12 protein-coding genes and 1 pseudogene are annotated in these 24,992 nt (G+C 65.0%); 4 read left to right on the top strand and 9 right to left on the bottom strand.

The features are described 5' to 3' along the window. Nucleotides 1-71: 71 nt before the first annotated feature. Both QQK95_RS11240 and QQK95_RS11235 read right to left on the bottom strand, forming a co-directional pair. Nucleotides 72-521: an RrF2 family transcriptional regulator gene (locus QQK95_RS11240; protein ID WP_095773862.1), complete on the bottom strand. Its 450-nt coding sequence runs from the start codon at nt 519-521 to the stop codon at nt 72-74. A 249-nt stretch (nt 522-770) separates the two neighbouring features. Beyond that, nucleotides 771-1,757 (bottom strand): sulfate ABC transporter substrate-binding protein, encoded by a 987-nt coding sequence (locus QQK95_RS11235; RefSeq protein ID WP_284272251.1) that lies wholly within the window; start codon nt 1,755-1,757, stop codon nt 771-773. Between the two features lie 185 nt (nt 1,758-1,942). Here QQK95_RS11235 and QQK95_RS11230 point away from each other — a divergent pair. Then, nucleotides 1,943-2,191: pseudogene (locus QQK95_RS11230) on the top strand (PIN domain-containing protein); the annotation flags it as partial. Between the two features lie 15 nt (nt 2,192-2,206). Here QQK95_RS11230 and QQK95_RS11225 read toward each other — a convergent pair. The 7 genes from QQK95_RS11225 to QQK95_RS11195 all read right to left on the bottom strand — a co-directional run bounded on the left by QQK95_RS11225 (nt 2,207) and on the right by QQK95_RS11195 (nt 14,770). After that, nucleotides 2,207-3,247 (bottom strand): sulfate/molybdate ABC transporter ATP-binding protein, encoded by a 1,041-nt coding sequence (locus QQK95_RS11225; protein ID WP_284272250.1) that lies wholly within the window; start codon nt 3,245-3,247, stop codon nt 2,207-2,209. A 70-nt stretch (nt 3,248-3,317) separates the two neighbouring features. After that, a complete protein-coding gene (gene cysW / locus QQK95_RS11220) occupies nt 3,318-4,202 on the bottom strand; it encodes a sulfate ABC transporter permease subunit CysW (RefSeq protein ID WP_284272249.1) in 885 nt (294 codons plus the stop codon). Next, on the bottom strand, nt 4,195-5,046 hold the full coding sequence (gene cysT, locus QQK95_RS11215) for a sulfate ABC transporter permease subunit CysT (protein WP_284272248.1): 852 nt from the start codon (nt 5,044-5,046) through the stop codon (nt 4,195-4,197). Before cysT ends, cysW begins: the two co-directional genes overlap by 8 nt. Before the next feature lie 83 nt (nt 5,047-5,129). Continuing rightward, entirely contained in the window at nt 5,130-6,158 is a 1,029-nt protein-coding gene (locus QQK95_RS11210) for a sulfate ABC transporter substrate-binding protein (RefSeq protein ID WP_199642119.1), read from the bottom strand. Between the two features lie 208 nt (nt 6,159-6,366). Then, the gene (locus QQK95_RS11205; protein ID WP_409371679.1) at nt 6,367-7,098 is read right to left on the bottom strand and encodes a M15 family metallopeptidase; all 732 of its coding nucleotides are present in this window, start codon (nt 7,096-7,098) and stop codon (nt 6,367-6,369) included. Continuing rightward, nucleotides 7,091-9,181, bottom strand: a complete 2,091-nt coding sequence (gene pbpC, locus QQK95_RS11200) for a penicillin-binding protein 1C (protein ID WP_284272247.1) — start codon at nt 9,179-9,181, stop codon at nt 7,091-7,093. The genes QQK95_RS11205 and pbpC overlap by 8 nt, the downstream gene beginning before the upstream one ends. Nucleotides 9,182-9,289: 108 nt before the next feature. Next, nucleotides 9,290-14,770: an alpha-2-macroglobulin family protein gene (locus tag QQK95_RS11195; RefSeq protein WP_284272246.1), complete on the bottom strand. Its 5,481-nt coding sequence runs from the start codon at nt 14,768-14,770 to the stop codon at nt 9,290-9,292. A 271-nt stretch (nt 14,771-15,041) separates the two neighbouring features. On the opposite strand from QQK95_RS11195, the gene QQK95_RS11190 reads away from it, so the two are divergent. From QQK95_RS11190 to QQK95_RS11180, 3 genes are all read left to right on the top strand, one after another. Beyond that, on the top strand, nt 15,042-16,970 hold the full coding sequence (locus QQK95_RS11190) for an autotransporter assembly complex protein TamA (RefSeq protein WP_284272245.1): 1,929 nt from the start codon (nt 15,042-15,044) through the stop codon (nt 16,968-16,970). Nucleotide 16,971: 1 nt separating this feature from the next. After that, complete coding sequence (locus tag QQK95_RS11185; protein WP_284272244.1) at nt 16,972-23,025, top strand: translocation/assembly module TamB domain-containing protein; 6,054 nt, start codon at nt 16,972-16,974, stop codon at nt 23,023-23,025. A 253-nt stretch (nt 23,026-23,278) separates the two neighbouring features. Beyond that, nucleotides 23,279-24,934 (top strand): ABC transporter substrate-binding protein, encoded by a 1,656-nt coding sequence (locus QQK95_RS11180; RefSeq protein ID WP_284272243.1) that lies wholly within the window; start codon nt 23,279-23,281, stop codon nt 24,932-24,934. Nucleotides 24,935-24,992: the final 58 nt, after the last annotated feature.

Genomic DNA, 24,992 nt, shown 5'->3' with positions numbered 1-24,992 from the left:
GTTGTCCAAGACCGCTTTACTGCGTTGGCATGGACCGCGCAACCTTGCGGCGCCGAGCGCCACTCGAAGGCTCAGATTTGCGAGGACAGCTCGACCGGGAAATCGTCGTTATCGGCATCGCGCATGGCGGCGAGGCTTCTGTTGTCGAGCACCTCGGCGATTGCCTGGCGTACCTCGAGCATCATGTGCCGGACCTGGCAGGTCGCCTCGTCGCAATCCTCGCAGCGCTGGTACTGCGTGCGGCTGGCGCAGGGGATCGGCGCCAGCGGCCCGTCCAGCACGCGCACGACATGGCCGATCTTGATCTCGGAGGCAGGCCGGGCAAGCCGATAGCCGCCTTCCTTGCCCTTGCGGCTCTGGACGAAGCCGGCATTGCGCAACTCGCCCAGGATGGCGTCGAGGAACTTCTTCGGGATGTTGTTGGCGACCGCGATGTCGTTGACGAAGGCCAGTTGGCCAACCGGCAGGCCGGAAAGATGCACGAGGGCCTTGAGGCCGTATTTGCCTTTTTTTGTCAGCATGCCCTAGTCAACCCGTTGAAGCCCCAACCACCTCGCATCTGGCGGCTGTTTGTGTGCAAATAATGACGGTTTCGCCGCGCGATGGCATTTCGCGACAACAAGACGCCAAATGGCACGTTAGGCACAAACGCGTTGATTCTTTGTAACGTTTTGCAGGGATGGCGCCGTATTCGCCATGACTGATGGCAAAAACGAAGAAAGCCGGCGAGTTGCCGGCTTCCTTCGTCTGTTCAATTTATGCCGTGGCCGTCAGCGGCTGCCATAGGCCTGGTCGAGCAGACCGCCAGCAGCGAAATGCTCTTTCTGGATCTTGTCCCAGCCGCCGAAGACGTCTTCCACCGTCAGCAGGCGTACCTCGGGGAAATCAGCCTTGTATTTGGCGGCGACGGCCGCGTCACGCACCCGGTTGCCGTTCTGGGCGAGGATGTCCTGGCCTTCGGGCGTGTAGAGGAAATCGAGATAGGTCTTGGCCAGATCGCGCGTGCCGTGCTGGTCGGCGACCTTGTCGACGATCGCCACCGGGAATTCGGCGAGCAGGCTGACCGAGGGGGTGACCTGTTCGAACTTGTCGTCGCCATACTCCTTGCGGATGCCGCGCGTCTCGGATTCGAAGGTGATCAGCACGTCGCCGATCTCGCGCTGCACGAAGGTGGTGGTCGCGGCGCGCCCGCCCGTGTCGAAGATCGGCACGTTGTTGAACAGCTTGGTGATGAACTCCTTCACCTTGGCATCGTCGCCCTTGAACGCTTCCTTGGCGTAGGCGGTGGCCGCCAGATAGGTGTAGCGGGCGTTGCCCGACGTCTTCGGGTTGGGGAAGATCACCTGCACGTCGTCGCGCACCAGATCGTTCCAGTCCTTGATGTGCTTGGGATTGCCCGCGCGGACGAGGAACGAAGGCAGCGAATAGAAGGGCGAGGCATTGTCGGGAAAGTCCTTCTGCCAGTCGGCGGAGACGAGCCCTTTCTTGACCAGGAAATCGACATCGGTGACCTGGTTGAAGGTGACGACATCGGCGCCAAGGCCCTCGGCGATGGCGCGCGCCTGCGTCGAGGTGCCGGCATGCGACTGGTCGACGGTGACGCCCGGATGCCCGGCGATGAAGGCCTTGTTGACCTGGACGAACAGTTCGCGGCCGACGTCATAGGAGGCGTTGAGCAGCTTGTCGGCAGACCAGGCTTGGGAGGATGCGAGGACCAGGCCGGCGATAGTGGCGACCCCGAGGAAAAATCGCTTCATGAAAAAGGCTCCGGATGCAATGCGTTATGCCCCGACCATAGCCGTGGCGCAGGGGACGGGGCGAGGCATAGGTGATAGTTCCGCGACCTTGCCGCGAGAAAAGATGTGGCCAACACGATGGGTCCTTAGAATTCTTTTCCAGAGGGCATTCGCTTCGGCCCCCGTTTTTGTTCCTTGTCCGCGGTGGATCGGCCAAGCTGCTCGAGCGGGTCGAGGATCTGCTGGCCGAGATCCCTGTCTTGCCACTCGACGTGCCGGTGAATGCCGAGTACGGCGCGCTTCGCGCCGAGTTGGAGTCTGTCGGCCAATCCATTGGCCACAATGACCTTTTTATTGCCGCTCACGACTGTGTGTTGGGCACCACGCTGGTGACGGCCAACATTGGGGAGTTCACACGGATGGGCAAGCTGAAGGTCGAGAACTGGCTGGAATAGCGCCTGTCCCGAAGATCAGGCCGCCGGAAACAGCTTCCAGCGCCCCGGACGGAACGCCACCCGGCTCTTCTGCGCCGCGGGATGGCCGACGGGCAACTCGATCTCGACCCGCTGGCGCTCGCCTCCAATCTCGAGTTCGACCCGGCGTGTGCCGGCGACGCGGCGGCTGGCAGCCACCGTGCCGGCGATGCAGCCGCTGCAGCCGTCGAGCAGTTCGACATCGTGCGGGCGGAAGTAGAGCGTCGCCTCGCCCTCGGGCGCGTGCGGCGCCGACAGGCCGATCGGGCGGTCGGCGAGCCAGACCTCGCCATTCTCGACCTTGACGGGAAGCGAGCTCGATTCACCGATGAAGCCATAGACGAACGGCGAGTTCGGCGTGTCGTAGATGTCGTCGGCGGTGCCGACCTGCTCGATGCGGCCCTGGCTCATCACCACGACGCGGTCGGCGAGTTCCAGCGCCTCTTCCTGGTCGTGGGTGACGAAGACGGTGGTGTGGCCGGTGCGATCATGGATTTCGCGCAGCCAGCGGCGTAGTTCGCGGCGCACCTGCGCATCGAGCGCGCCGAACGGCTCGTCGAGCAAAAGCACCTTGGGTTCGATCGCCATGGCGCGCGCGAGCGCGACACGCTGGCGCTGGCCGCCCGAGAGCTGCGCCGGATAGCGCTTCTCCAGTCCTGAAAGCTGGACAAGGTCGAGAAGCTCGGAAGCGCGGCGCCGGATTTCCTGCGCCGGTGGCCGCGAGGACCCATGCCGGACCTTCAGGCCGAAGCCGATATTATCGGCCACCGTCATGTGCCGGAACAGCGCATAGTGCTGGAAGACGAAGCCGACATTGCGCTCCTGGATCGACTTCTGCGAGGCGTCCTCGTCGCCGAAGAAGATTTTTCCACGGGTCGGCCGCTCCAGCCCGGCGATCAGCCTGAGCAGCGTCGTCTTGCCGGAGCCCGACGGCCCCAGCAAGGCGATCAGTTCGCCCGACTTGATGTCGAGCGACACGTCGTGGAGCGCCGGAAACCGCTCGAACTCCTTGCGCACGTTGGCAACGCGAACTTCCATTTACAAAACCTTTTTTGGTGGATGCATGTCGTTATCCCAAAACCGGTAGCCACTTTTGGGCGACATGCATCTAATGCCCGCGCGTCGCGGCGAGTTCGGCGCCGTAGCGCATCTCGAGCAGTGTTTTCAAGACCAGCGTGACGAGCGCCAGTTCGGCAAGCAGTGAAGCGACGGCAAAGGCGCCGACGGCATTGTACTCGTTGTAGAGGATTTCGACATGCAGCGGCATGGTGTTGGTCAGGCCGCGTATGTGTCCCGACACCACCGACACCGCGCCGAATTCGCCCATGGCGCGGGCGTTGCACAGAAGCACGCCGTAGAGCAGGCCCCATTTGACGTTGGGCAGCGTCACATACCAGAAGGTCTGCCAGCCATTGGCGCCGAGCGAGAGGGCGGCCTCCTCGTCGCCATTGCCCTGTTCCTGCATCAGCGGGATCAGTTCGCGGGCGACGAAGGGGAAGGTGACGAAGACAGTGGCCAGCACAATGCCCGGCACGGCAAACAGGATCTGGACGCCATGTGCCTTCAGCCACTCGCCGAGCAATCCTTGCGCTCCGAACAGCAGCACGTAGACCAGGCCCGAGATGACCGGCGAGACCGAGAAGGGCAGGTCGATCAGCGTTGTGAGAAACGCCTTGCCCTTGAACTCGAACTTGGCGATCGCCCAGGCGGCGGAGATGCCGAAGACGACATTGAGCGGCACCGAGATCGCCGCGACAAGCAGCGTCAGGCGGATGGCCGAGCGCGCGTCCGGCTCGCCCAGTGCCTGCGTATAGGCACCGATGCCTTTTGCCAGCGCTTCGTGGAAGACGATGATCAGCGGCAAAAGCAGGAAGACGCCGAGGAAGACAAAGGCGATCGCCATCAGCACGGCTTGCGCGGGACGGCTTTCGGTCACCGCCGCCGAGCGGCTCTCATGGTAGGGTTCGTAGGATTTGATTTCGGGATCAGCCATAGCGCTTGCGGCTCCATGTCTGCACGAGATTGACGACCAGAAGCATGACGAAGGACAGGGCGAGCATGATTGCCGCGATCGCGGTCGCCGCCGGGTAGTTGTATTCCTCCAGCCGGATGACGATCAGAAGCGGCGCGATCTCGGATTTGTAGGGCAGGTTCCCGGCGATGAAGATGACCGAGCCGTATTCGCCGACGCCGCGCGCGAAGGCCAGCGAGAAGCCGGTGATGATGGCTGGTGCCAGGCCCGGAAACAGCACGCGGGTGATGATCTGGAAGCGGCTGGCGCCAAGCGTGGCGGCGGCTTCCTCCACCTCCTTGTCGATCTCCTCCATGATCGGCTGCACGGTGCGCACGACGAAGGGAAGGCCGATGAAGACAAGTGCCACGACGATGCCGAGCGGCGTGTAGGCGACCTTGATGCCGAGCGGCATCAGCAATTTGCCGATCCAGCCGTTCGGCGCGTAGAGCGTGGTGAGCGCAATGCCGGCCACCGCCGTCGGCAGCGCGAAGGGCAGGTCGACCATGGCGTCGACGATGCGGCGGCCGGGAAAGCGGTAGCGCACCAGCACCCAGGCGACCAGCGTGCCGAAGACGACATTGACGGCCGCCGCGAGGAAGGCGGTGCCGAAGCTGATTTCCAGCGCATTGATGGTGCGGCGGTCGCCGGCGATCGCCCAGAAGTCAGCCCAGCCAAGCGAGGCCGAGCGCCAGATCAGCCCGGACAGCGGAATGAGGATGATAAGGGTGAGGTAGGCAAGCGAGAAGCCGAGCGTCAATCCGAAACCCGGAATGACACTCGGCTGCCTGAATCGCCACCCCGCCTGCGCGGGTGCTGTGGTCATGGAGTTCTGGATCGTCCCTTCTTACTCAACCAGATTGTCGCTGAAGAAGCCCATAAACGGGCGTCTTCGGGCACTGCCCAACCTCACTGGGCCGGCTTGTAGATCTGGTCGAATATACCACCATCGCCGAAATGATAAGGCTGCGCCTTCTTCCAGCCGCCGAAAAGCGGATCGTCGATGGAGATCAGCTTGATGTCGGGGGTCTTGGGCAGATCCGCCGGCGCCACCAGTTCGGGCTTGGCCGGACGATAGTGGTTCTTGGCGATGATCGTCTGGCCTTCCTTGGAATAGAGCCAGCCGAGATAGGCTTCCGCCACTTTGCGCGTGCCCTTGGCATCGACATTGGCGTCGACGATCGCCACCGGCGGCTCGGCCAGGATCGATGTCGGCGGATAGACGATCTCGAAATTGTCGGCGCCGAATTCGTCGAGTGCCAGATAGGCATCGTTTTCCCAGCCGATCAGCACGTCGCCGATGCCCTTTTGCGCGAAGGTGACGGTCGAACCGCGCGCGCCGGTGTCGAGAACCGGGGCATTGGCGTAGAGCTTGCCGACGAATTCCTTGGTCTTGGCTTCGTCGCCGCCATCATGGGCGTTGGCGTAGGCCCAGGCGGCCAGATAGTTCCAGCGGGCGCCACCTGAAGTCTTCGGATTGGGGGTGATCACCTGGGTGCCGTCCTTGACCAGGTCGCTCCAGTCGTGGATGCCCTTGGGATTGCCCTTGCGCACCAGGAAGATGATGGTCGAGGTGTAAGGCGCTGAATTGTTTTCGAATTTCTTGCGCCAGTCAGGATTGATCTTCTTCGATTTGGAGACGATGGCGTTGATGTCGCCCTCAAGCGCCAGCGTCACCACATCGGCGTCGAGGCCGTCGATCACGGCGCGGGCCTGGGCGCCCGATCCGCCATGCGACTGCTGGATGGTCACCGTCTCGCCGGTCTCGGCCTTCCAATGCGCGGCGAAGGCCTCGTCATAGGCCTTGTAGAGTTCCCGCGTCGGATCGTAGGAGACGTTGAGGATGGTGGTGTCGGCAAACGCGAAACCGAGCGTACCGAACTGGACAGATGTGGCGACCAGTGCGCCGAGCAGTTTCCGGAAATGAGGTTTGGTCATTTCTGCCTCCGTTGAACCCGCGCCAAATCTAGCGAATTGATAGAAATTAGATGCATCGAATGTTGCCTTTTTTGCCCTCCTGAAGAAAATCTTCGACGGTCTTCCGCTGTGTGGAGAAATATTTTCCCGCCGTAGCCCTGCGCGGACTCAGGTCCTATCTAGAGATATGTCATGCTGCGGCAAGGTCGTTTGGGGCCGGCCCGGTATATTACTCGGCGCTCACCGGGAAATCGAAGCGCTGGGTGAGAAAGGGCTCGTGCCTGAGCGTGAAGTGCCACCACTCGCGGGCATAGTTCTTGAAGCCGCCGGCAAGCATGGCACTGACGAGCAGCTTGCGGTTTGCTGTAGCTTCATTGCCGAGCGGGCGGTGCGCCGTCTCGCTCGTCGGGTCGAAACAGTCGAAACCGGTACCGAAGTCGAGTGTGCCGGCATCGATGGCGCCGCAGGCCGGTTTGACGACGGATTGGCCGTCGGCCCGCGCAATCGCGACATCGACGGTCGAGCCGCGCGAATGGGTCGACAGTTCGCCGACATAGCCCTTGGCGATGAGGTCGCCTCGCCGGACCCTGGGATACCATTGCGGATCGGGCGGCCCGCCATTTCGTGTCCATTCGCCCATGTCGGCGACGGCGCGGGCGGGGCGGTAGCAGTCGAAGACGACCAGTGTCAGGCCTTTGGCGGCGATTGCCTGCTGGACGCCGGCAAGAGCTTGCGCTGCCTGCAAGGTGAGAACGCAGACCGGTGTGTCGTAGCCATTCACCTTGCGGTGCAGGAAATTGCCCGTGCCGGCGTAGCGGATATCCTGGCGGATCGACGGGGCGATATCGGCGAGGCGGACGAAGCCGGCGGGGAGGGGGTCGGCATGCGCCGGCAGAACGGGAGCGACAACCGTCAGCGCGTAAAAGCCAACGCGCAGAATCGCCTGGCGCACTCTATTCAACGAACACTTTCACGCTCGCCGCTCGCCCGGCCGCGTCGATCACGGTCAGCGTCGAGTAGCCGGCACCGTCCGGTTGCCAGGTCGCGGTGCGGCGGCGGTCGAGGCCAACCAGCGGCTTGCCGTTCGCAAGCCAGCGGAACGGAGCACGGCCGCCCTGTAGTTTCAATACCAGCGGCGTAGCCTCGGCGGAATTGGTGGCAAGGTCGACGCGGGCGCCGTCCGGCGGGAAGATGATCGTCGGCGCGGGCTCGGTCGGCGTCGCCTGCATCAGGCCATCGGCGCCGGCGCCGAAGCGGGCGAGCGTCACCGGCAGGTCCTCGCGCTTGGGGGTGAAGGCGCCGGGCGGCTTGCCCGGCAGCGGCACGGTAGCCAGGCCCGAGCGGACAAAGCCCTCGAACAGGATGGGGGCGGCCGAGACATAGCCGGAAAGGCCCGGCACGGCGCTGGCATCGGGACGTCCGACCCAGACGCCCAGCACGTAGCGGCCGTCGAAGCCGACCGACCACGCGTCGCGGTAGCCGTAGGACGTGCCGGTCTTGTAGGCGATGCCGCGCTGCAAGGCGCCTTCGGGCGGCTTGACCCCCGACAGGATGTCGATGACCTGCCAGTTCGCCTGGTCGTTGAGGATGGTGGCGGTGGTGCGCTCGGCATTGGCCGGCTCGGTGCCGTCATGCAGCGTGTGCGTCTTGCCGCCATTGGCGAGCCCCGTATAGAGCTGGACGAGGTCGCGCAGCGTGACGCCGACGCCGCCGAGGCCGATGGCCAGGCCCGGCGCCTCGTTGACCGGCAGGATCGGGTTAACGCCGGCCTGCCGGAAGCGCGCGGTCAGCCGCGCCGGACCGACCGCGTCGAGCACGCGGATCGCCGGCACGTTGAGCGACAGCTGCAGGGCCTGGCGGACGCTGACATCGCCCTGGTAGCCCATGTCGAAATTCTTGGGCCGGTAGCCGCCGAAATCGACCGGGCTGTCCTCGATCAGCGTTTCTTGCGCCACCAGTCCCTGTTCGAAGGCGAGGCCATAGATGAACGGCTTCAGCGTCGAGCCGGGCGAACGCACGATCTTGGTCATGTCGATCCAGCCCGAGCGGCTGGCGTCGAAGAAATTGGCCGAGCCGACTTCGCCCAGAATGTCGCCGGTGCGGGAATCGGCCAGCACCATGGCGACGGAGAGGCGAGGTCCAAGCCTGGTGGCGGCATCGCGCGCCACCTGCTCCAGCCCTTCCTGGACGCTTTTGCGGATCGTCAGCTTGAGCGGCTGGCCGGGAACGGCTCTGGGCAGCATCGCATAGGCGGCATGCGGGGCAAGCGCCGGCAGAGTGCGGCGCAGGCCCGACACGTCGTCAAGGGCGGCGCGCGCGGCCTCGCGCTCGCCGATCAGGCCCGAGGAGACCATGCGGGTCAGCACGCGGTCGCGGGCGGCGTGGGCGATTGCGAGGTTGCGGTCGGGCCGGCGCTTTTCCGGCAACTGAGGCAGCGCCACGAGCAGGGCGGCTTCCGAGACGGTGAGCCGCTTCGGCTCCTTTCCGAAATAGGCGAGCGAAGCGGCGCGCACGCCTTCCAGATTGCCGCCATAGGGCGCAAGGGTGAGATAGCGCTCGAGGATTTCTTTCTTCGACAGCCGGCGCTCGATCTGGATGGCGCGCAGCATCTGCTTGATCTTGGAGCCGAGGCTGCGGCTTTCGCGTGGCTCGATCAGACGGGCGAGCTGCATCGAAAGCGTCGAGCCGCCGGAGACGATGTGGCCGCTGGTGATGAGCTGGCCGGCGGCGCGGCCAAGTGCCAGCACGTCGACGCCCTGATGATCCCAGAAGCGCTTGTCCTCATAGGTGACCAGCATGTCGACGAACTGCTTGTCGACCTGGTCGAGCCGTGTTTCGAGCCGCCAATAGCCGTCCGGCGTGGCAAAGGCGCGCAACAGCTGGCCATCGCGGTCCTGGACTTCGGTCGAGACGGTGAGCTCCGCCGGCAGCGGCGGCGGGAAGGCGCGGTCGAGCTCCCACAGGGTGGCGGCGGAGATCGCGAGAATGCCGGCGCAGGAAGCTCCGGTTATGGCGGCGCGGCGGAGGAGCTTTCTTGAAAGCATGGCGCTGCCCCTCATCCGGCTGCCGCCACCTTCTCCCCGTATAGTGACGGGGAGAAGGAGGTTGTCATTGGCGCCATCGCCTTTTGCATGATCGCCACCACAGGCACCTTACGGCGCCTTGATTTCCATCATGCCGGTGGCAGTGCGGGCCGAGTATTGCGGCCGGTACATGTCTTCCACCGTTGCGGCCGGGTGGGCATAGGTGCCTGGTGTCACGGCGCGCACGACATAGGCGAGCGTCAGATTGTGGTCGTGGTCGCCATCGGCGGGGTTGAACGCCGCGACGAAACGGTCGTCGCGGAATTCGAGATGGGCGGCGTCGGTCTGTGCCAGCCAGGAGAAGTTCGTCAACTGGGCGCTGGAGACCAGGCCGGGATTGTCGATCTCGAAGCCAGCCGGCAACAGGTCGGTGACCAGCAGGCGCGATGGCCAGCTGTTCTGCTCGGTGACCTTGAGCACGACCACATAGCGTTCGTTCTGGGTAGCCTCCGTCACATTGGCTTCGGTGCCGTCGAGCTTGTAGTAGGTGCGGTTGATGGTGAAGCCGTCACCGCCAGCCGGCAGGGGCTGGATCGGCGACGCCACGGTGGTGACGACGGCCTGCAGCGGGGTCTTGCCGGTGTTGGCGATTTCGAGCGGGCTGTCGACCAGTTCGGAGCCGTTGACCTGGTTGGAATAGCCGCCCGAATGCGGCGCGCCATTGACGGAGAGCGTGATCGAGTCATTGCCCTCCTTCAGCGCGCGGGCCGCCAGCAGCATCCAGGAATCGTCCTGGGTGCTGGTCCAGCGGGCTTCGGCGCGTTGCCTGGTCACCAGCTTGATCAACTCCGGCACGACCGACGAGACCGGCTTCGATTCCGCCGCCAGCGACAGCATCGCCGCGCCGTCACGCAAGGCCGAGCCGTAGTCGGAGCGGTACCAGTCGTAGTCGGAGCTCGATTTGGCGAGCTGCAGCGCGGTCTTGAACGTCGCTTCCGAACGCTGGGTGTCGCCGTAGAGCGCAAGGCTCGCCGCCAGCTGGGCAACGGCCATCGGGCTCGAGAAGGCTTCGAGCTGGGTGTCGGCATAGTAGCGCAGATCGCCGATCGAGGCCTTCTTGTTGCGGGCCAGGACGTAGAGGGCGTAGGCGATCTCGCTGCCGCGGTCCTGTACGCTCTGGTCGTAGCCGAGCGAGTTCTGCAGATTGCTCAGCGCCTGGTTCATGGCCTGCGCCGGCACCTCGTATTTCTGCTCCCGCGCCCTGGTCAGGAACTCGCTGACATAGGCGTCGAGCCACAGATCGCCGGAGCCCGGACCCCACAGGCCGAAGCTGCCGCTCGAGGACTGGTAGCTCAGCACCTTGTAGATGGCATCCTGGATGCGGCCATGCAACTCGGGGTCGCTTTCCATGCCGATGCCCGAGGCCATCTCGTTGACATAGAGAAGCGGCATGGCGCGGCTGGTGGTCTGCTCGGCGCAACCATAGGGGTAGCGGTCGAGCGTCATGAGGAGCGAGGGCACGTCGAAGGCAGCCGCCTGCGAAACGCCGACGCTGACGGAAGCGCCTTCCAGCAGGCTTGCCGCAAGCAGCTCCTTGTCGACGCGCAGCGCGCCGCCATTGCCCTTGAGGTCAACCACAAGGCGCGTGGTGACCGGCAATTGCGCCGGGCGCACCGGCACGTAGAGCGTCTGCTCGACCTTGGTGCCGTCGGCGTGTGCCAGCTTGATGGTGAGCGAGGCATTGCCCGGCGTCTTGGCGATCAGCGGCACGGTCAGCGTCTGGCGCTTGCCCTGGGCGAGCGTCAGCTTCTGGGGCAGGGGCTTGTCGCCCGTCGACAGGTCGCCTGTCGTGTCGATCGAGAAGGCATAGTCGCCGGCCGGGCCGTCGGTGTCGGCCACGTCGAGCCGCATCACGGCGTTGTCGCCGGGCGCCAGGAAGCGCGGCAGGCCGGCGGTGATGACTATGGGGTCGCGCACGATGACGTCCGACGTGGCATGGCCGACCGCTTCCTTGGTCCAGGCGACGGCCATGACGCGCACGGTGCCGTTGAACTGCGGGATGTCGAAGTCGATCCGTGCCTTGCCGTCCGCGTCGAGCTGGACGGGGCCGGAGAAGAAGGCGACCAGCTTTTCGGTGGGCGGGCTGCCTTGCGTCTGCATGTTGGCGCCGTCACCGCCGGTCCTGAGCTTGCCGGTGGTGCCGAGCGAGCCGTCGATCAGCCGGCCATAGATGTCGCGGATCTCCATGCCCAGCATGCGCTGGCCGAAGAACCAGTTCTCCGGGTCCGGCGCCTTGTAGTTGGTCAGATTGAGGATGCCGACATCGACGGCGGCGACCATGACATAGGCGTTGGTGCCCGGCTGCACGCCGGCCACGGAAACCGGGATCGACAGCTGCTGGCGCGGCATCGTCTTGTCCGGCGGCGTCAGCGTGACCGCGAGCTTCTTGGCGCCCGGATCGACCTTCAGCCATTTCACGCCGATGGCGCGGGCCGGCATGCGCGTTTCCTGCGCGTCGCCGGGCCGGAACAGGGTTGCCGTGACATAGGCGCCGGCGCCCCAATCGTCACCGACCGGGATGTCGACGGTGCTGCCGCCGGCCGGCACGGTGGCCGTGATGGTCTTCAACAGCTTGTCGGAACCGATATTGATCAGAAGTTCGCCGGCAAAATGCGGCGAAACCTTCAGCTTGGCCACTTCGCCCGCGGCATAATTGTCCTTGTCGAGAGCGATTTCCAGGCCGTCAGGCGTTTCCGTGGTGGTCGAGGCGACATACCAGCCGGCGTCGAACTCATAACTGGTCGCCGGACCCTCGGGGTCTGATGTTTCGACCTCGAGCCGGTACTGGCCCCAGTCGACCGGCACGGAGACGGTAGCGTCGCCGTCGGCGCCGAGGTCGATCTGGCCATTGGCGATCGACTTAGTGAAGGTCACCGGTTCATAGCTCCACGAATTGTTGGAGCGGTACCATTGGTAATTGCGTTCGACCTTGACCAGCGTCCACTGCGCGCCTTTCAGCGCCTCGCGCTTGCCATCGGGAGCGACGGCGATCAGGCTGAACTTGGCCGTGCCGCCCTGCGGCACCTCACCATCGGCGAAGTCCGGACGGATGCCGATCATATGGTTTTGGGGGCGGATACCGATGTTGAGCGAGCGCTCGATGGCGCGGCCGCCGGTTTCGCGCATGCGCACCGTCACCTTGCCGTTGACCAGCTTGGTGGTCGAGGGCAACTGGTCGACGGTGACTGGGAAGGTCGCCTTGCCGTCATCGCCAACCACCGGCAGGTTGGTCAGCGGCGTGACGGTGGGCTCCGCCGACTGCTCGTCGGCGAGGCCGAAGGAGAAGTTGGGGAAGCGGTCCCAGTCGCGTGCCGTCGACAGCGTCAGTTCGCCTTCCAGTGCCAGGCCCGCCGCCGGCGCGCCATAGAGGAAGCGGCCGTCAATGTTGATGTTGGCGGTTTCGCCGCGCTCGATTTCCTGCTTGTCGGCCTTCATGTCGAATTCGATGCGATCCGGCACGAAATCCTCGACCAGGAACATCTGGCTGGCGACCGCCGGCTGTTTCGGATCGGTATGGATCGACACCGACCAGGTGCCGCGCATGGCGTTGGGTTCGAGCGGCAGGTCGACGGCATGGCCGCCGGCCGAAGCGCCGTCGCTGACGATGCGGCGGTCCTCGACGCCGTCGGGGCGCGAGAAGATGAAGGTCAGCGGCAGATTCTCGACCGCCTTGGCGGCGCCATCGCGGGCAAGGGCGGCGACATGGACATCCTCGCCGGCGCGGTAAATGCCGCGCTCGGTCCAGGCATAGACGTCGAGCGCGCCGGGCGCCGCGCGCCCGGTGACGCCGCGGTCCGACAGGTCGAAGCCGGCCTTGGACATGTCGAGGAAGACGAAATCATTGTCGCCCTGCTTGGCCATCAGCACGGCCGGCACCATGCCGCCGTCGCCGCGCGTCAGGCCGGGATTGAAGACGGCATGGCCGTCGGCATCCGATGTCGCTGTGCCGAGAATCTCGTTGTTACGGGCAACCAGCGTCAGTTCGGCGCCGGCGATCGGCTTGGCCGAGCCCAGCGAACGGGCAAAGACGTTGAGCCCGTCCTGGCCGGTATAGGTCGACAGGCCGATGTCGGAGACGACGAACCACTGCGTGGCCAGCGAATTGTAGTCATCGCCCTTGCCATTGACGGCCTGGGCGGTCAGCACATAGACGCCGGGCTTGCGCTGCGGCAGCGCCTGGTCGACCGGGAAGGAGGTGGTGACCTCCTTGTTGAGGTCGTTGGCGATGTCGAGCTGGCCCTGCCAGACCGGCGCGCCCATCTGCTCGGAAATGTTGGAAATGTCATAGCTGTCGAGCTGGTGCAGGAACTGGTAGCCCGACAGAAGCTGCGCCAGCGAACGGTCGCCGATGCGATAGAGCTTCATCTCGGCGGCGTTCATGTTGACGGTGACGACCGGAATGCCGCGGCGCGCGCCGGCCGGCAGGACGAAGCTGTCGCCGGTGAAGCGGGCGGAGGGCGCGCGATCCTGCACATAGATCGACAGCACCACGGGAGCGGCGGTCACTTCGCCGATGGCCGCCGGCAGGCCGGCGCGGAAGGTGACGTCATAATGCTGGCCGTGTTCGAGGCCTTCGACGCAGATCTGCTTATCCTTGGCCTCGACGCCCTTCGGCGGCGCGTTGTCGACGGTGACGAACTGCGCGTAGTCGACGCCGGTCTTGACCAATTCCTCGGAGAATTGCGCGCAGATGCGCGGCGCGCTGGTGTCGGCATCGACGCTGTGGTCGACGACACGGAAACCCTTGCGGGCCTTGAGATCGGCATAGTCGGCCTGCACGGCCGGCGACGTCACGAGCGCGAGGCTCGCCTCATAGGCCTGCAGCGCCGGGCGGTAGAGATCGCGCTTGTCGAGGCCGGCGCCAAGCAGCGCCAGCACGTCCGCGCGGGTCTTGGTGGTGCGCAAGAGCTTATAGGCGTTGAAGGCGGCGGAAGTGGCGTTCATCGGCAAGGTGGACGCTTCGGAGGTGTTGGCGGCGGGCTGCACGGCCAGCGTTTCACGCGCCAGATTGAGCCAGAGCCGGCCATCGTCAGGCATCACCGAGACCGCGGCCTCGTATTTCTGCATGGCGGAGCGATGATCGCCGGTCAGCACGGCCTGTTCGGCCGAGCTGATCAGGGCCGCCATGCCTTCGGTCGGCTTGTCAAAGGCCGGGCCAAGCAGCCTGTTGCGGTACTGCTGGGCCTGGTCGGCCATCCAGTTGGGGAAGAAGGCGAGCTCCGGCGGCGCGCCGATATCGGGATCGCCGTCAATCCTGACGACCTTGCCGGCGACCGCGCCGTTGAACGGCTTCAGCTGATTATAGTCGGATTTGAGAAAGCACCATTTGGCCTTGGTGTTGTAGGTGAAGGCGCGGCAGGCCGGATCGCCAAGGCATGTCGTCTTGCACTGGTCGAGGGTGACATTCTGGTCGGATCTGAGATCAAAGCCGAAATAGTCGGAATTGTCCGTCGTTGCGATTCGCCGGGCCTCGGCCGCCTGCGCAACGCTGCTCCAGGCGAAGAAGAGAAGGATCAGGATCGACAGACCACGGGCCGCGCGCATTGCCATTACACCCTCCAGACAATTGCAGACGTCCAGGCATGTTCAAGCTTCAGTCAAGCTTGTCAACACAGGACGCGGCAGGGTTCCGCCTGCCAACGGTTTCCTTTCCGGCCGATGACCGGTAGTACCTCCATAGGACAGGGGATCACGCATTCTTGCGGCGACGCAAAAGGTGTGAATTCCAAGCCCGTCCTATTTCAGACAATTGGATTGTGGCCCCTTTACGAGCGCTTCAGAACTTCATTCCAATTTTAGTTTTGTAACCTAGGTTGTCTTAATGCCGGCGCATGAAGAGCAGATGTCAGGAGGGACCGCGCCAGGGCGCGTGCTTCCGCGCGCCCTGCTTTTGGCGTTGATGTGCGCGACCGCGCTGGTCGCCGAATCACGGCCTGCGGCGGCTTTCGAGCTTTTCGGCATCAAGCTGTGGGGATCGTCCAATGACGAGGACGCCGATATTGTCGATCCGCTGCGCTATGCCGTGACCATCACGGCGCCCGATGCCGACAAGGATCTGGTCAAGAAGCTCGAAAACGCCTCGGCGCTGAAGGGCGACGAAGGGCGGCCGGTCTCCGGTTCGCTCGGACTGATGGCCAAGGCGCGCAGCGACCGTGAACAACTGGTCGCCGCCCTTTATGCCGATGCCCGCTACGAAGGCGTGGTCACCGTCACCATCGACGGCAAGCCGCTCGATGAACTGCCGCCGGACGCCGAATTCAAGGGTCCGCAGCCGATTCCGGTGGCGATCACCATCTCCGCCGGCCCCAAATTCACTCTGGGCAATATCAAGCTGGAAGGCGACGCGGCGGGACTGATGAGCGCCGATTACGGCCTGATATCGGGCGGCGACGCCGGGTCGGGCGCGGTGCTCAAGGCCGAGGCGCTGATCGTGCGGACGCTGAAGGAGCAGGGCAGGCCGCTGGCCAAGGTCACCGACCGGCAGATCGTCGCCGACCACGCGACCTCGACGCTCGACGTGACGCTGACGGTCGCGGCCGGGCCGGTCGCCGGCTATGGCGCGACGACGGTGGAGGGCACCGAGAAGGTCGACCGCGATTTCACCGAATACATGACGGGCTTGAAGCGCGGCAAGCAGTACTCGCCGCAGGAGATCAGCGACGCGCGCGACAGGCTGCTGGCGCTGGAAGTCTTCAACAGCGTCACCTTCAAGGAAGCCGACAAGCTCGATGCCGACGGCAACATCCCGATCGGCGTCCAGGTCAGCGAGCGCAAGCCGCGCTATTTCGGCCTGGGCGGCACCTTCTCGAACACGGAGGGGCTGGGCCTGGAAGGCTATTGGGGGCACCGCAACCTGTTTGGTCACGCGGAAAAGCTGCGCATCGACGGCGCCATCAGCGGCATCGGCAGCAACAACCTGTCCGATCTGAACTACAATGCCGGCATCATGTTCGAGAAACCCGGCGTGATCGGGCCGGCGTCGAAGTTCTTCGCCAGCGTCAAGACGGTGCTCGAGCATCCGGATGCGTATGACCATTTCTCGGTCAAGGGCAGCACCGGCCTGTCCTACGAACTGGACAAGAAGCAGACCGTGTCGGCGGAAGTGGCCCTCGATTATTCCAGGGTCACGGATGCGTTCGGCAAACACACCTACCTCATCGCCAGCGTTCCGCTGCAATATGTCTATGACAACAGGGATAGCAGGCTGAACCCGACCAGGGGCTTCCGGGTGCTGGCCTATGCCGAACCGAGCTACGACATCATGAGCGGTGCCGCCTTCCTCAAGCTGAAGGGCGAGGGATCGGCCTATCAGTCGCTCGACACGGCCTCGAAATTCGTGCTGGCCGAGCGCGTCGCCGTCGGCTCGATCGTCGGCACCGGGCTGCAGAACGTTCCGGCCGACCGGCGATTTTATTCCGGCGGTGGCGGTTCGGTGCGTGGCTATGCCTACCAAGGCATCGGCCCGAAAGACTTCACCGGCCAGCCGATCGGCGGCCTGTCCTTCTTCGAGACCTCGGTCGAAATGCGCATAGCCGTCACCGATACGATCGGTATCGTGCCGTTCGTCGATGCCGGCACGGTCTCGACCAAGTCGATGCCCAACTTCTCCGACGTCAAGGTCGGCGCCGGCGTCGGCCTGCGTTACGTCACGCCGTTCGGGCCGCTGCGCATCGACGCGGCCGTGCCGCTCAACCGCGATCCCGGCGATCCGCATTTTGGCATCTATGCCGGCATCGGGCAGGCGTTCTGAAATGAAGACGGTCTGGCGCATCCTTCGCATTGCTTTCTACACGCTGCTGATCGTGGTCGCGGGCGCGATCGGCGCACTGGTTGTGCTGACCAAGACCGAGCGCGGACGCGACAATCTCGCCGGCATCATTTCGCGGCTGGCCTCGAGCGACGACCGCAAGGTCACCGTCAGCGGCATTGACGGCATCTGGTCGGGCGCGCTCAGCGTCGACCATGTCGTGCTGGAAGACCGCGAAGGCGCCTGGCTGGTGGCGCGAAAGGTGGCCGTCGACTGGTCGCCCCTTTCGCTTTTGTCGAAAAGTTTCAGCGCCGACCGCATCGCGGCCGGACGCATCGAACTGGCACGCCTGCCGGTGGCCGGCACGCAGCCGCCGGCGCAGGGCGGCACGACGACGCTGCCGGTTTCCATCGACATCAGAAAGATCGACCTGCCGGAGATCGCGCTTGGCCAGCAACTGGCCGGCAGCGGCATCGCCGAACTCGCCGCCAAGGGGATGCTCAAGGCCGATGCGGCGCCGCTCGCGGTCGAGACGGTGCTCAACGTCACCCGCCATGACGGCAAACAAGGCAATGTCGACGCCAAGATCCACTTTGCGCCTGCCGACAACAGGCTCGACCTCGACCTCAAGGCTTCGGAGCCGGCCGGTGGCATCATCGCCAATCTGCTCAAGCTGCCCGATACGCCGCCGGTCGAAATAGCGGTCTCGGGCACGGGGCCGCTTGCCAACTGGAACGGCATCGCCACATTCATGGTCGATGGCAAGATCGTCACGCAGCTGACGGGCCGTCATCAACTTACCGACAAGGGCAATCACGTCGAGGCCAAGGGCGACGGCGAGTTCGCGCCCTTCCTGCCGCAAAATCTGCGGCCGCTGTTTACGGGAAAGACCAGCTTCGACGTCGCCGGCACCACGACCTCGGCGGGCGGCATCAGCGTCGACCGGGCCAGCATCGAAAGCGACGCGATCCATGGCACCGCGACCGGCATTGCCGATCCGGCCGGCGCCAGCGACCTGTCGGTTGAAATCGCCGCCAAAAGCGCGCCGGTGCAGTTCACCGTGGGAAATGCGGCGCAACCGATCACCGTTGCGATCAGGAATGCCACCGCCCGCGCCTTCGGCGACGGTAGGGCGCCGATCGTCGACATCGGTGCCTCGCTGGCCTCCGTTGTGGCGGGCGGCACCCAGCTCAACGACATTTCGGCACAGATCCATTCCGACGGCTTCGATATCCAGAACCGTGCCGGGCCGTTTTCCGTCAAGCTGACCGCGGGCGGGCTGAAGACCGACGTGGCGACGCTGGCGCCGCTGATCACCGGCAAGGTCGATGTCGACCTCGCCGGATCGCTGAGCAAGGACGCCATCGCCATCGACCAGGGCACGCTGCGTTCCGATGCGTTGAACGCCTCGCTGACGATGACGGTGGCGCTGGCGGATCTGTCGATGCAGCTCAAGATGAATGCCGATGCCGTGTCGACCGCCTTGCCGCCGCAGATCAGTTCGGTGCTCGGCGAGCGGGTGAAGTTCTCGGCCGCCGCCACGCGCGACCCGCAAGGGGCCTTCGCCGCCAATTCGATTTCGCTGACCTCCGGCTCGCTCAGTGCCAGCGGTACCGCCAGCGCGCAAGGCAGCGACATCCAGGCCGACATCAAAGGTACGCTGGGCGATGTTTCGGTGCTGTCGCCGATGGTCGGCGTGCCGGTCGCCGGCGGCGTCAATTTCGCCCTGTCGGCAAGCGGAGCCAGGACGGCGCCGGATTTCACCGTCTCCGCCGACAGCGACAGCCTGACGGCCTCGGGCCGCACGGTGAAGGCGATCAAGCTGACGGCAAGCGGCAAGGCCGATATAGCCAGCCCCTCTGCCGATGTTTCGCTGACCGGGTCGGTCAACGACCAGCCGCTCGACGTCAAGGCGGCGCTGGTGACCAGCGAGGGTAAGCGCTCGATCAACGGTTTCCTGGTCTCGCTCGGCGACAACAAGGTTTCCGGCGACCTGGCGCTCGATGACAAGTTCATGCCGCTCGGCACGCTGACGCTCGCCGCACCGGCAATCGACCAGTTGGCGGCACTCGCCGGCCAGGCCGTGACCGGCGACATCAACGGCACTATCCTGTTTGCCAAGGACGGCGATGCGCCATCCGTCACCGTCGATGCCAAGAGCACTTCGATCGCACGCGGCGAGGTGACGGCCAAGACGATCGCCGTCAACGCGCTGATCGCCAATTATCTCAAGGCGCCGGCGATCTCGGGCGCCATCAAGGCCGACAGCGTCACCTCGGGCGCCACCGAAATCAGCGGCATCGGCGTCGACCTCAAGCGCGACGGCGACTGGACCAATTTCACCGGCGGCGCCACCATCGCGGGCATTCCGGCGACCGCCGCCGGCCGGGTCAAGATCGCTGAGGGCACCACCAGCGTCGAGATCGCCTCCGGCGAAGCCACGGTTCGCGGCATCAAGGCGGCAATCGCTGAACCCTCGACCCTGACCATCGCCAATGGCACGACCAGCATCGAGAAGCTGGCGCTTGATGTTGGCGGCGGTGCGGTGACGCTGTCTGGCAGCGCCGGCCAGACGCTCGATCTCGCGGCACAGTTCTCCGCGCTGCCGGCGGCCCTGGCCAATGATTTTGCCCCCGGGCTCGATGCGGTGGGCACGCTCGGCGGCGCCGCGCAAGTGACCGGAACACCGGCTGCCCCGGAAGTTCGGTTCAACGCACAGCTTGCCGGCGTCGAGACCAGCCAGACCCGCCAGGCCGGGCTCGGGCCGCTCGCGGTCGATGCGGCCGGCACCTACACCCTGGCCGGCGGCGTCGCCCTCGACCATGCGACGCTGTCCGGCGACAAGATTTCCGGTACGGCCTCCGGCACCATCAATCCGAACGGCGCCAGCGATTTTGCGCTGGATCTCACCTCATCCGGCCCCAGCCTGCCGCTGACGGTCGGCAGCGCCGCGAGCCCGGTGAAGATCGAGATCCGGTCCTTGTCGGCGAAGGCGGCGGGCGAGAGCACGCGAGCCCGCCTGGACGTCTCCGCGATCCTGCCCTCGGTCACCACCAGCCCGGCGAAGGTGGACGGGCTCGTCCTGGCCCTGCACTCGGATGCGTTCGATCTCAAGAACCGCGCCGGGCCGGTTACCGGCACGGTGTCGGTGGACAAGGTCGGTCTCGACAATGCCGCCATCGCGCCGCTGATCGCCGGCAAGGTGACGGCCGCGCTGAACGCCCGGCTGACGTCGGAGGGCGTTGCCATCGACAGCGGCTCGCTCAAGAGCGATGCGCTGAACAGCCAGGTCGCCGGCCAGGTTTCGTTGCGCGATGGCGCCATCGACCTCAAGCTGAGCGCGGATGCCCCGTCTTCGGCCTTGCCGGCGGCGGCGCGCGGCATGCTTGGGGAACGCGCTGAGATCAGCGCCACGCTGAAGCGCGATCCCAACGGCAGCATCAATGTCGATGGGCTGAAGCTGGTCTCGGGCGGACTGACCGCGCAGGGGCAGGCGAGCCTTGCCGACAACAAGCTGGCCGCAGACATCACCGGCGCCCTTGCCGATATCTCGCCGCTCTCGAAGGACGCCAGGGGTGCCATTGCATTTGCGCTGAACGCACAGGGACCGGCCATCGCACCCGATCTGTCGCTGACGGTCAACAGCGATCGGCTTTTGGTGGCCGAGCGCGAGATCACCGGGCTGAAGCTCACGGCCACCGGCAAGGCGGATGCCGCCAACCCGGCGGCGAACGTGCAACTGACCGGCAATGTCGCGGGACAGGCCTTGCAAGGCAGCGCGGTGCTGGCGACGGCGGACGGCAAGAGCGCCATCAACGGCCTGCTCCTGTCGCTGGGCAAGAACCGGATTTCCGGCGATCTGGCGCTGGACGACAAGTTCGTGCCCGAGGGCACCATCTCGCTCGATCTGCCCGATATCGGTCCGCTCGCCGCGCTGGCGCTGGAAAAGGCGGAGGGCGACGTGCGCGGCACGATCGCCTTCACGAAGAACGATGCCGCACCTCAGGTCGCCATCAAGGCGGCCACTGCCTCGATCACGCGCGGCGATCTCCAGGCGAAGGCGGTTTCCGTCGATGCGCTGATCACCAATTATCTCGCCGCGCCGGTGATCTCGGGCAAGATCCGCGCCGACACCGTCAAATCGGGCGGCACCGTGATCAGCGGCATCGATGTCGATCTGAAGCGCGACGGCGACTGGACCGGCTTTTCCGGTGGCGCCACCGTCAAGGGCATTCCGGCCAAGGCCGCCGGCCGCGTGAAGGTGGCCAATGGCACGACGACGATCGAACTCGCTTCCGGCCAGGCGACCGTCCAGGGCATCAAGGCGGCGATCGCCCAGGCTTCGACGGTCAGCATCGCCAACGGCACGACGACGCTGGACCGGCTGGTGCTCAACCTTGGCGGCGGCACGGCGACGGTGACCGGCAAGGTCGGGCAGGCGCTCGACATCAACGCGGCGCTGGCGAAGGTGCCGATGTCGCTCGCCAACAGTTTCTCCCCGGGTCTCGATGCCGCCGGTTCGATTTCCGGCACGGTGAAGGTGACCGGCGCGCCCGCCAGTCCGACCGTTGCCTTCAACATGGACGCGGCCGGCGTGCAGACGTCGCAGACCCGCGGTGCCGGTGTCGGCGCGGTGAGCGTGTCCTCCTCCGGTACCTTTGCCGGCAACAAGCTGACCTTCAATGCCAATATCGGCGATGGCGCCGGCCTTGGCCTCAAGGGCGGCGGCACGGTGACGACGGCGGGCACGCCGGCGCTGGTGCTCGACTTCAACGGCGCCGTGCCGTTCGGCATGCTCAGCCAGAAGCTTGCCGCGCAGGGCTTGTCGCTGTCGGGAACGGCCACCGTCAATGTCCAGGTGCGTGGCCCGGCGACGTCGCCCGTCATCGGCGGCAGCGTCAGCACATCGGGCGCGCGGTTGGTCGATGCGCGCTCGGGCCTGGCCGTCAACGATCTGGCGGCCGACGTCTCGATCGGCGGCGGCGTCGCCAGGATCAACCGGCTGACCGGAACATTGTCGACGCGCGGCAGCCTGTCGGCCAGCGGCACGGTCGGCATCAATCCGGCGCAAGGTTTTCCGGCCGACCTGTCGATCAAGCTCACCGACGGCCGCTATACCGACGGGCGCGCGGTCACCGCCAATCTCGGCGGCGACCTGACGATCAAGGGCCCGCTGGTATCGGCACCGGTGATTGCCGGCACCGTCAATCTCGCCAAGACCGTCATCACGGTTCCGGATAAGTTGCCGGGCTCGCTCTCGGCGCTCGACGTGAAGCACAAGAACGCGCCCAACGCGGTGAGGGCGCAGGACAAGGCGCTGCGCCCCGCGACGACGTCAGGCAAGAGTGGTGACAGCGGGCTCGCGCTCGACGTCACGGTCAACGCGCCGAACCAGATCTTCATCCAGGGCAGGGGCGTCGATGCCGAACTGGGCGGCTCGCTGAGATTGACCGGCCCGGCCTCGTCACCGCAGGCGGTCGGCACCTTCACCCTGCAGCGCGGCCGGCTGTCGATCCTGGGCAAGCGGCTGACCTTCACCGAGGGCACGGTCGGCTTCTCCGGTTCGCTGGTGCCCTATCTCAACCTGACGGCGACCACGACGACGACCAGCGCCACCGTCACCATCGTGGTGTCGGGCGAGGCGACCAATCCGAAATTCACGTTCTCCTCGGTGCCGGCGCTGCCGGAGGACGAGGTGCTGGCGCAATTGATCTTCGGCCGGTCCATGTCGAACCTGTCGCCGCTGCAGATCGCGCAACTGGCCGAGGCGGCCGGGCAACTGGCCGGTGTCGGCGGCTCGACGTCGCTGCTTGAGAATTTGCGCAGCGCCATCGGCGTCGACGATCTCGACGTCACCACCGACGACAAGGGCGGCACGGCGGTCTCCGCCGGCAAATACCTGAACGACCGCACCTATGTGACCATCCAGAAGGGCGACAAGCCGGGCTCGGGCAAGGCGACCATCGACCTCAATGTCGGGCGCGGCGTCAAGCTGCGCGGCGAGGCGACGGACGCCGGCGAGGCCAAGGGCGGCATCTTCTACGAAAAGGAATATTGAGGGGCTGGCCCTCACCATTGCCGGGACTGGCGCTGTCTTAACCCGTGCCAATGTCTCAATTTATTCGCCCCGAGCAGATTTTGGCGAAATCTGGGCGCACTAGCAATTTTGCGTCAAGACTGTCGCTATCACGCGTACCGCTCCCTTTTCAAAGTTGCACATTCGCCAATATGTTCCCAATCCAAGCCGTCTTTGACATCATGGCCTGGATGCGGAATGTTAATCGGCGGAAAGCCAACAATGGGAGTTAGTCATGACAATCTATAAGAGTAATGGCGATCGCGTTCCGGATCACATCCTGGCCATGGCCGAAGAAGCCAAGGCAGGCAAGGTCGATCGCCGCGAATTCCTGGCGCTAGCCAGCGTTTTCGGCGCTTCAACGGCGATGGCTTACGGCCTGCTCGGGCTGGCGGCGCCGACCGAGGCGCGCGCCGAAGACGCCCCCAAGAAGGGTGGCATCCTGAAGGTCGCCCAGTGGATCAAGGATCCGAAGGATCCGCGCAAGGCCGACTGGTCGGAAATCGCCAATGCCGAGCGCCAGGCGCTCGAGCCGTTGGTCAAATACACCACCGAATACACGTTCCGCCCCTATCTGCTTGAGTCCTGGGACGTCAACGACGATGCCACCCAGTACGTGCTGCATGTGCGCAAGGGCGTGACCTGGCACAATGGCGATGCGTTCACCGCCGACGACGTGGTGCACAACTTCAACCGTTGGGGCGAGAAGGCCGCTGAAGGCAATTCCATGCCCGGCCGTCTTGGCACGCTGTTCGACGACAAGACCGGCAAGCTGCGTGAAGGCGCGGTCACCAAGGTCGACGACATGACCGTCAAGCTGTCGCTCACCAAGCCCGACATCTCGATCATTCCCGGGATTTGCGACTATGTCGCGCTCATCGTCCACAAGTCCTTCGATGAAAAGGGCGGCGACTTCAAAGCCTGCCCGATCGGCACCGGTCCGTTCGAGCTCGTCTCCTACGATGTCGGCCAGAAAGTGGTCTACAAGCGCCGCGCCGACAACAAGTGGTGGGACGGCGACGTCTATCTCGACGGCATCGAGTTCATCGACTACGGCACGGATCCGGCCGCCATGGTCAGCGCTTTCGAGGCCGGCGAAGTGCACACCAATTTCGAAACGTCGGCCGACTATGTGTCGATCCTCGACAAGATGGACCTGGTCAAGTCCGAAGTCGTCACCGCCTCGACCATTGTCTGCCGCACCAACGTCACCCACAAGCCTTACGACAACGAGAAGGTGCGCAAGGCGCTGCAACTCGGCGTCGACAACAATGTCGTCCTCCAGCTCGGCTACGGCAATGCCGGCTCGGTCGCCGAGAACCACCATGTCTGCTCGATCCATCCGGAATATTACGAGCTGCCCAAGGTTGCCCGTGATCCGGCCAAGGCGAAGGCGCTGATGGCGGAAGCCGGTCAGGCCGATTTCGAGCATGAACTGATCACCGTCGACGAGGACTGGCACAAGAACACCGGCGACGCGATCGCCGCCCAGCTGCGCGACGCCGGTATCAAGGTGAAGCGCACGGTGCTGCCGGGCTCGACGTTCTGGAACGACTGGCTGAAGTATCCGCTGTCGATGACGAACTGGAACATGCGTCCGCTCGGCGTTCAGGTTCTGGCGCTGGCCTACCGCACCGGTGAGGCCTGGAACGAGTGTGCCTGGTCGAACCCCGACTGGGATGCCAAGCTGAACGCCGCGCTTGCGGTCTCCGACGCGGCCAAGCGCAAGGAAATGATGAAGGACATCGAGCAGATCCTGCAGGATTCCGGCATCATCATCCAGCCCTACTGGCGCAAGCTCTACAGCCACTCGGTCAAGGCGGTGCAAAACTACAAGATGCATCCGACATTCGAGCGCGACTACGGCAAGATCTGGCTCGACCAGGCGTGATCAGGCCAAGCGGAGGAAGGGGCAGTTTGCCCCTTCCTCCCACTCCCCGCATGATTCC

The organism is Mesorhizobium huakuii (assembly GCF_030160235.1).
GTDB classification, from domain to species: Bacteria; Pseudomonadota; Alphaproteobacteria; order Rhizobiales; family Rhizobiaceae; genus Mesorhizobium; species Mesorhizobium huakuii.
The sequence above is the reverse complement of the archived record's forward strand: the minus strand, read 5'-3'. Positions and strand labels throughout refer to the sequence as shown.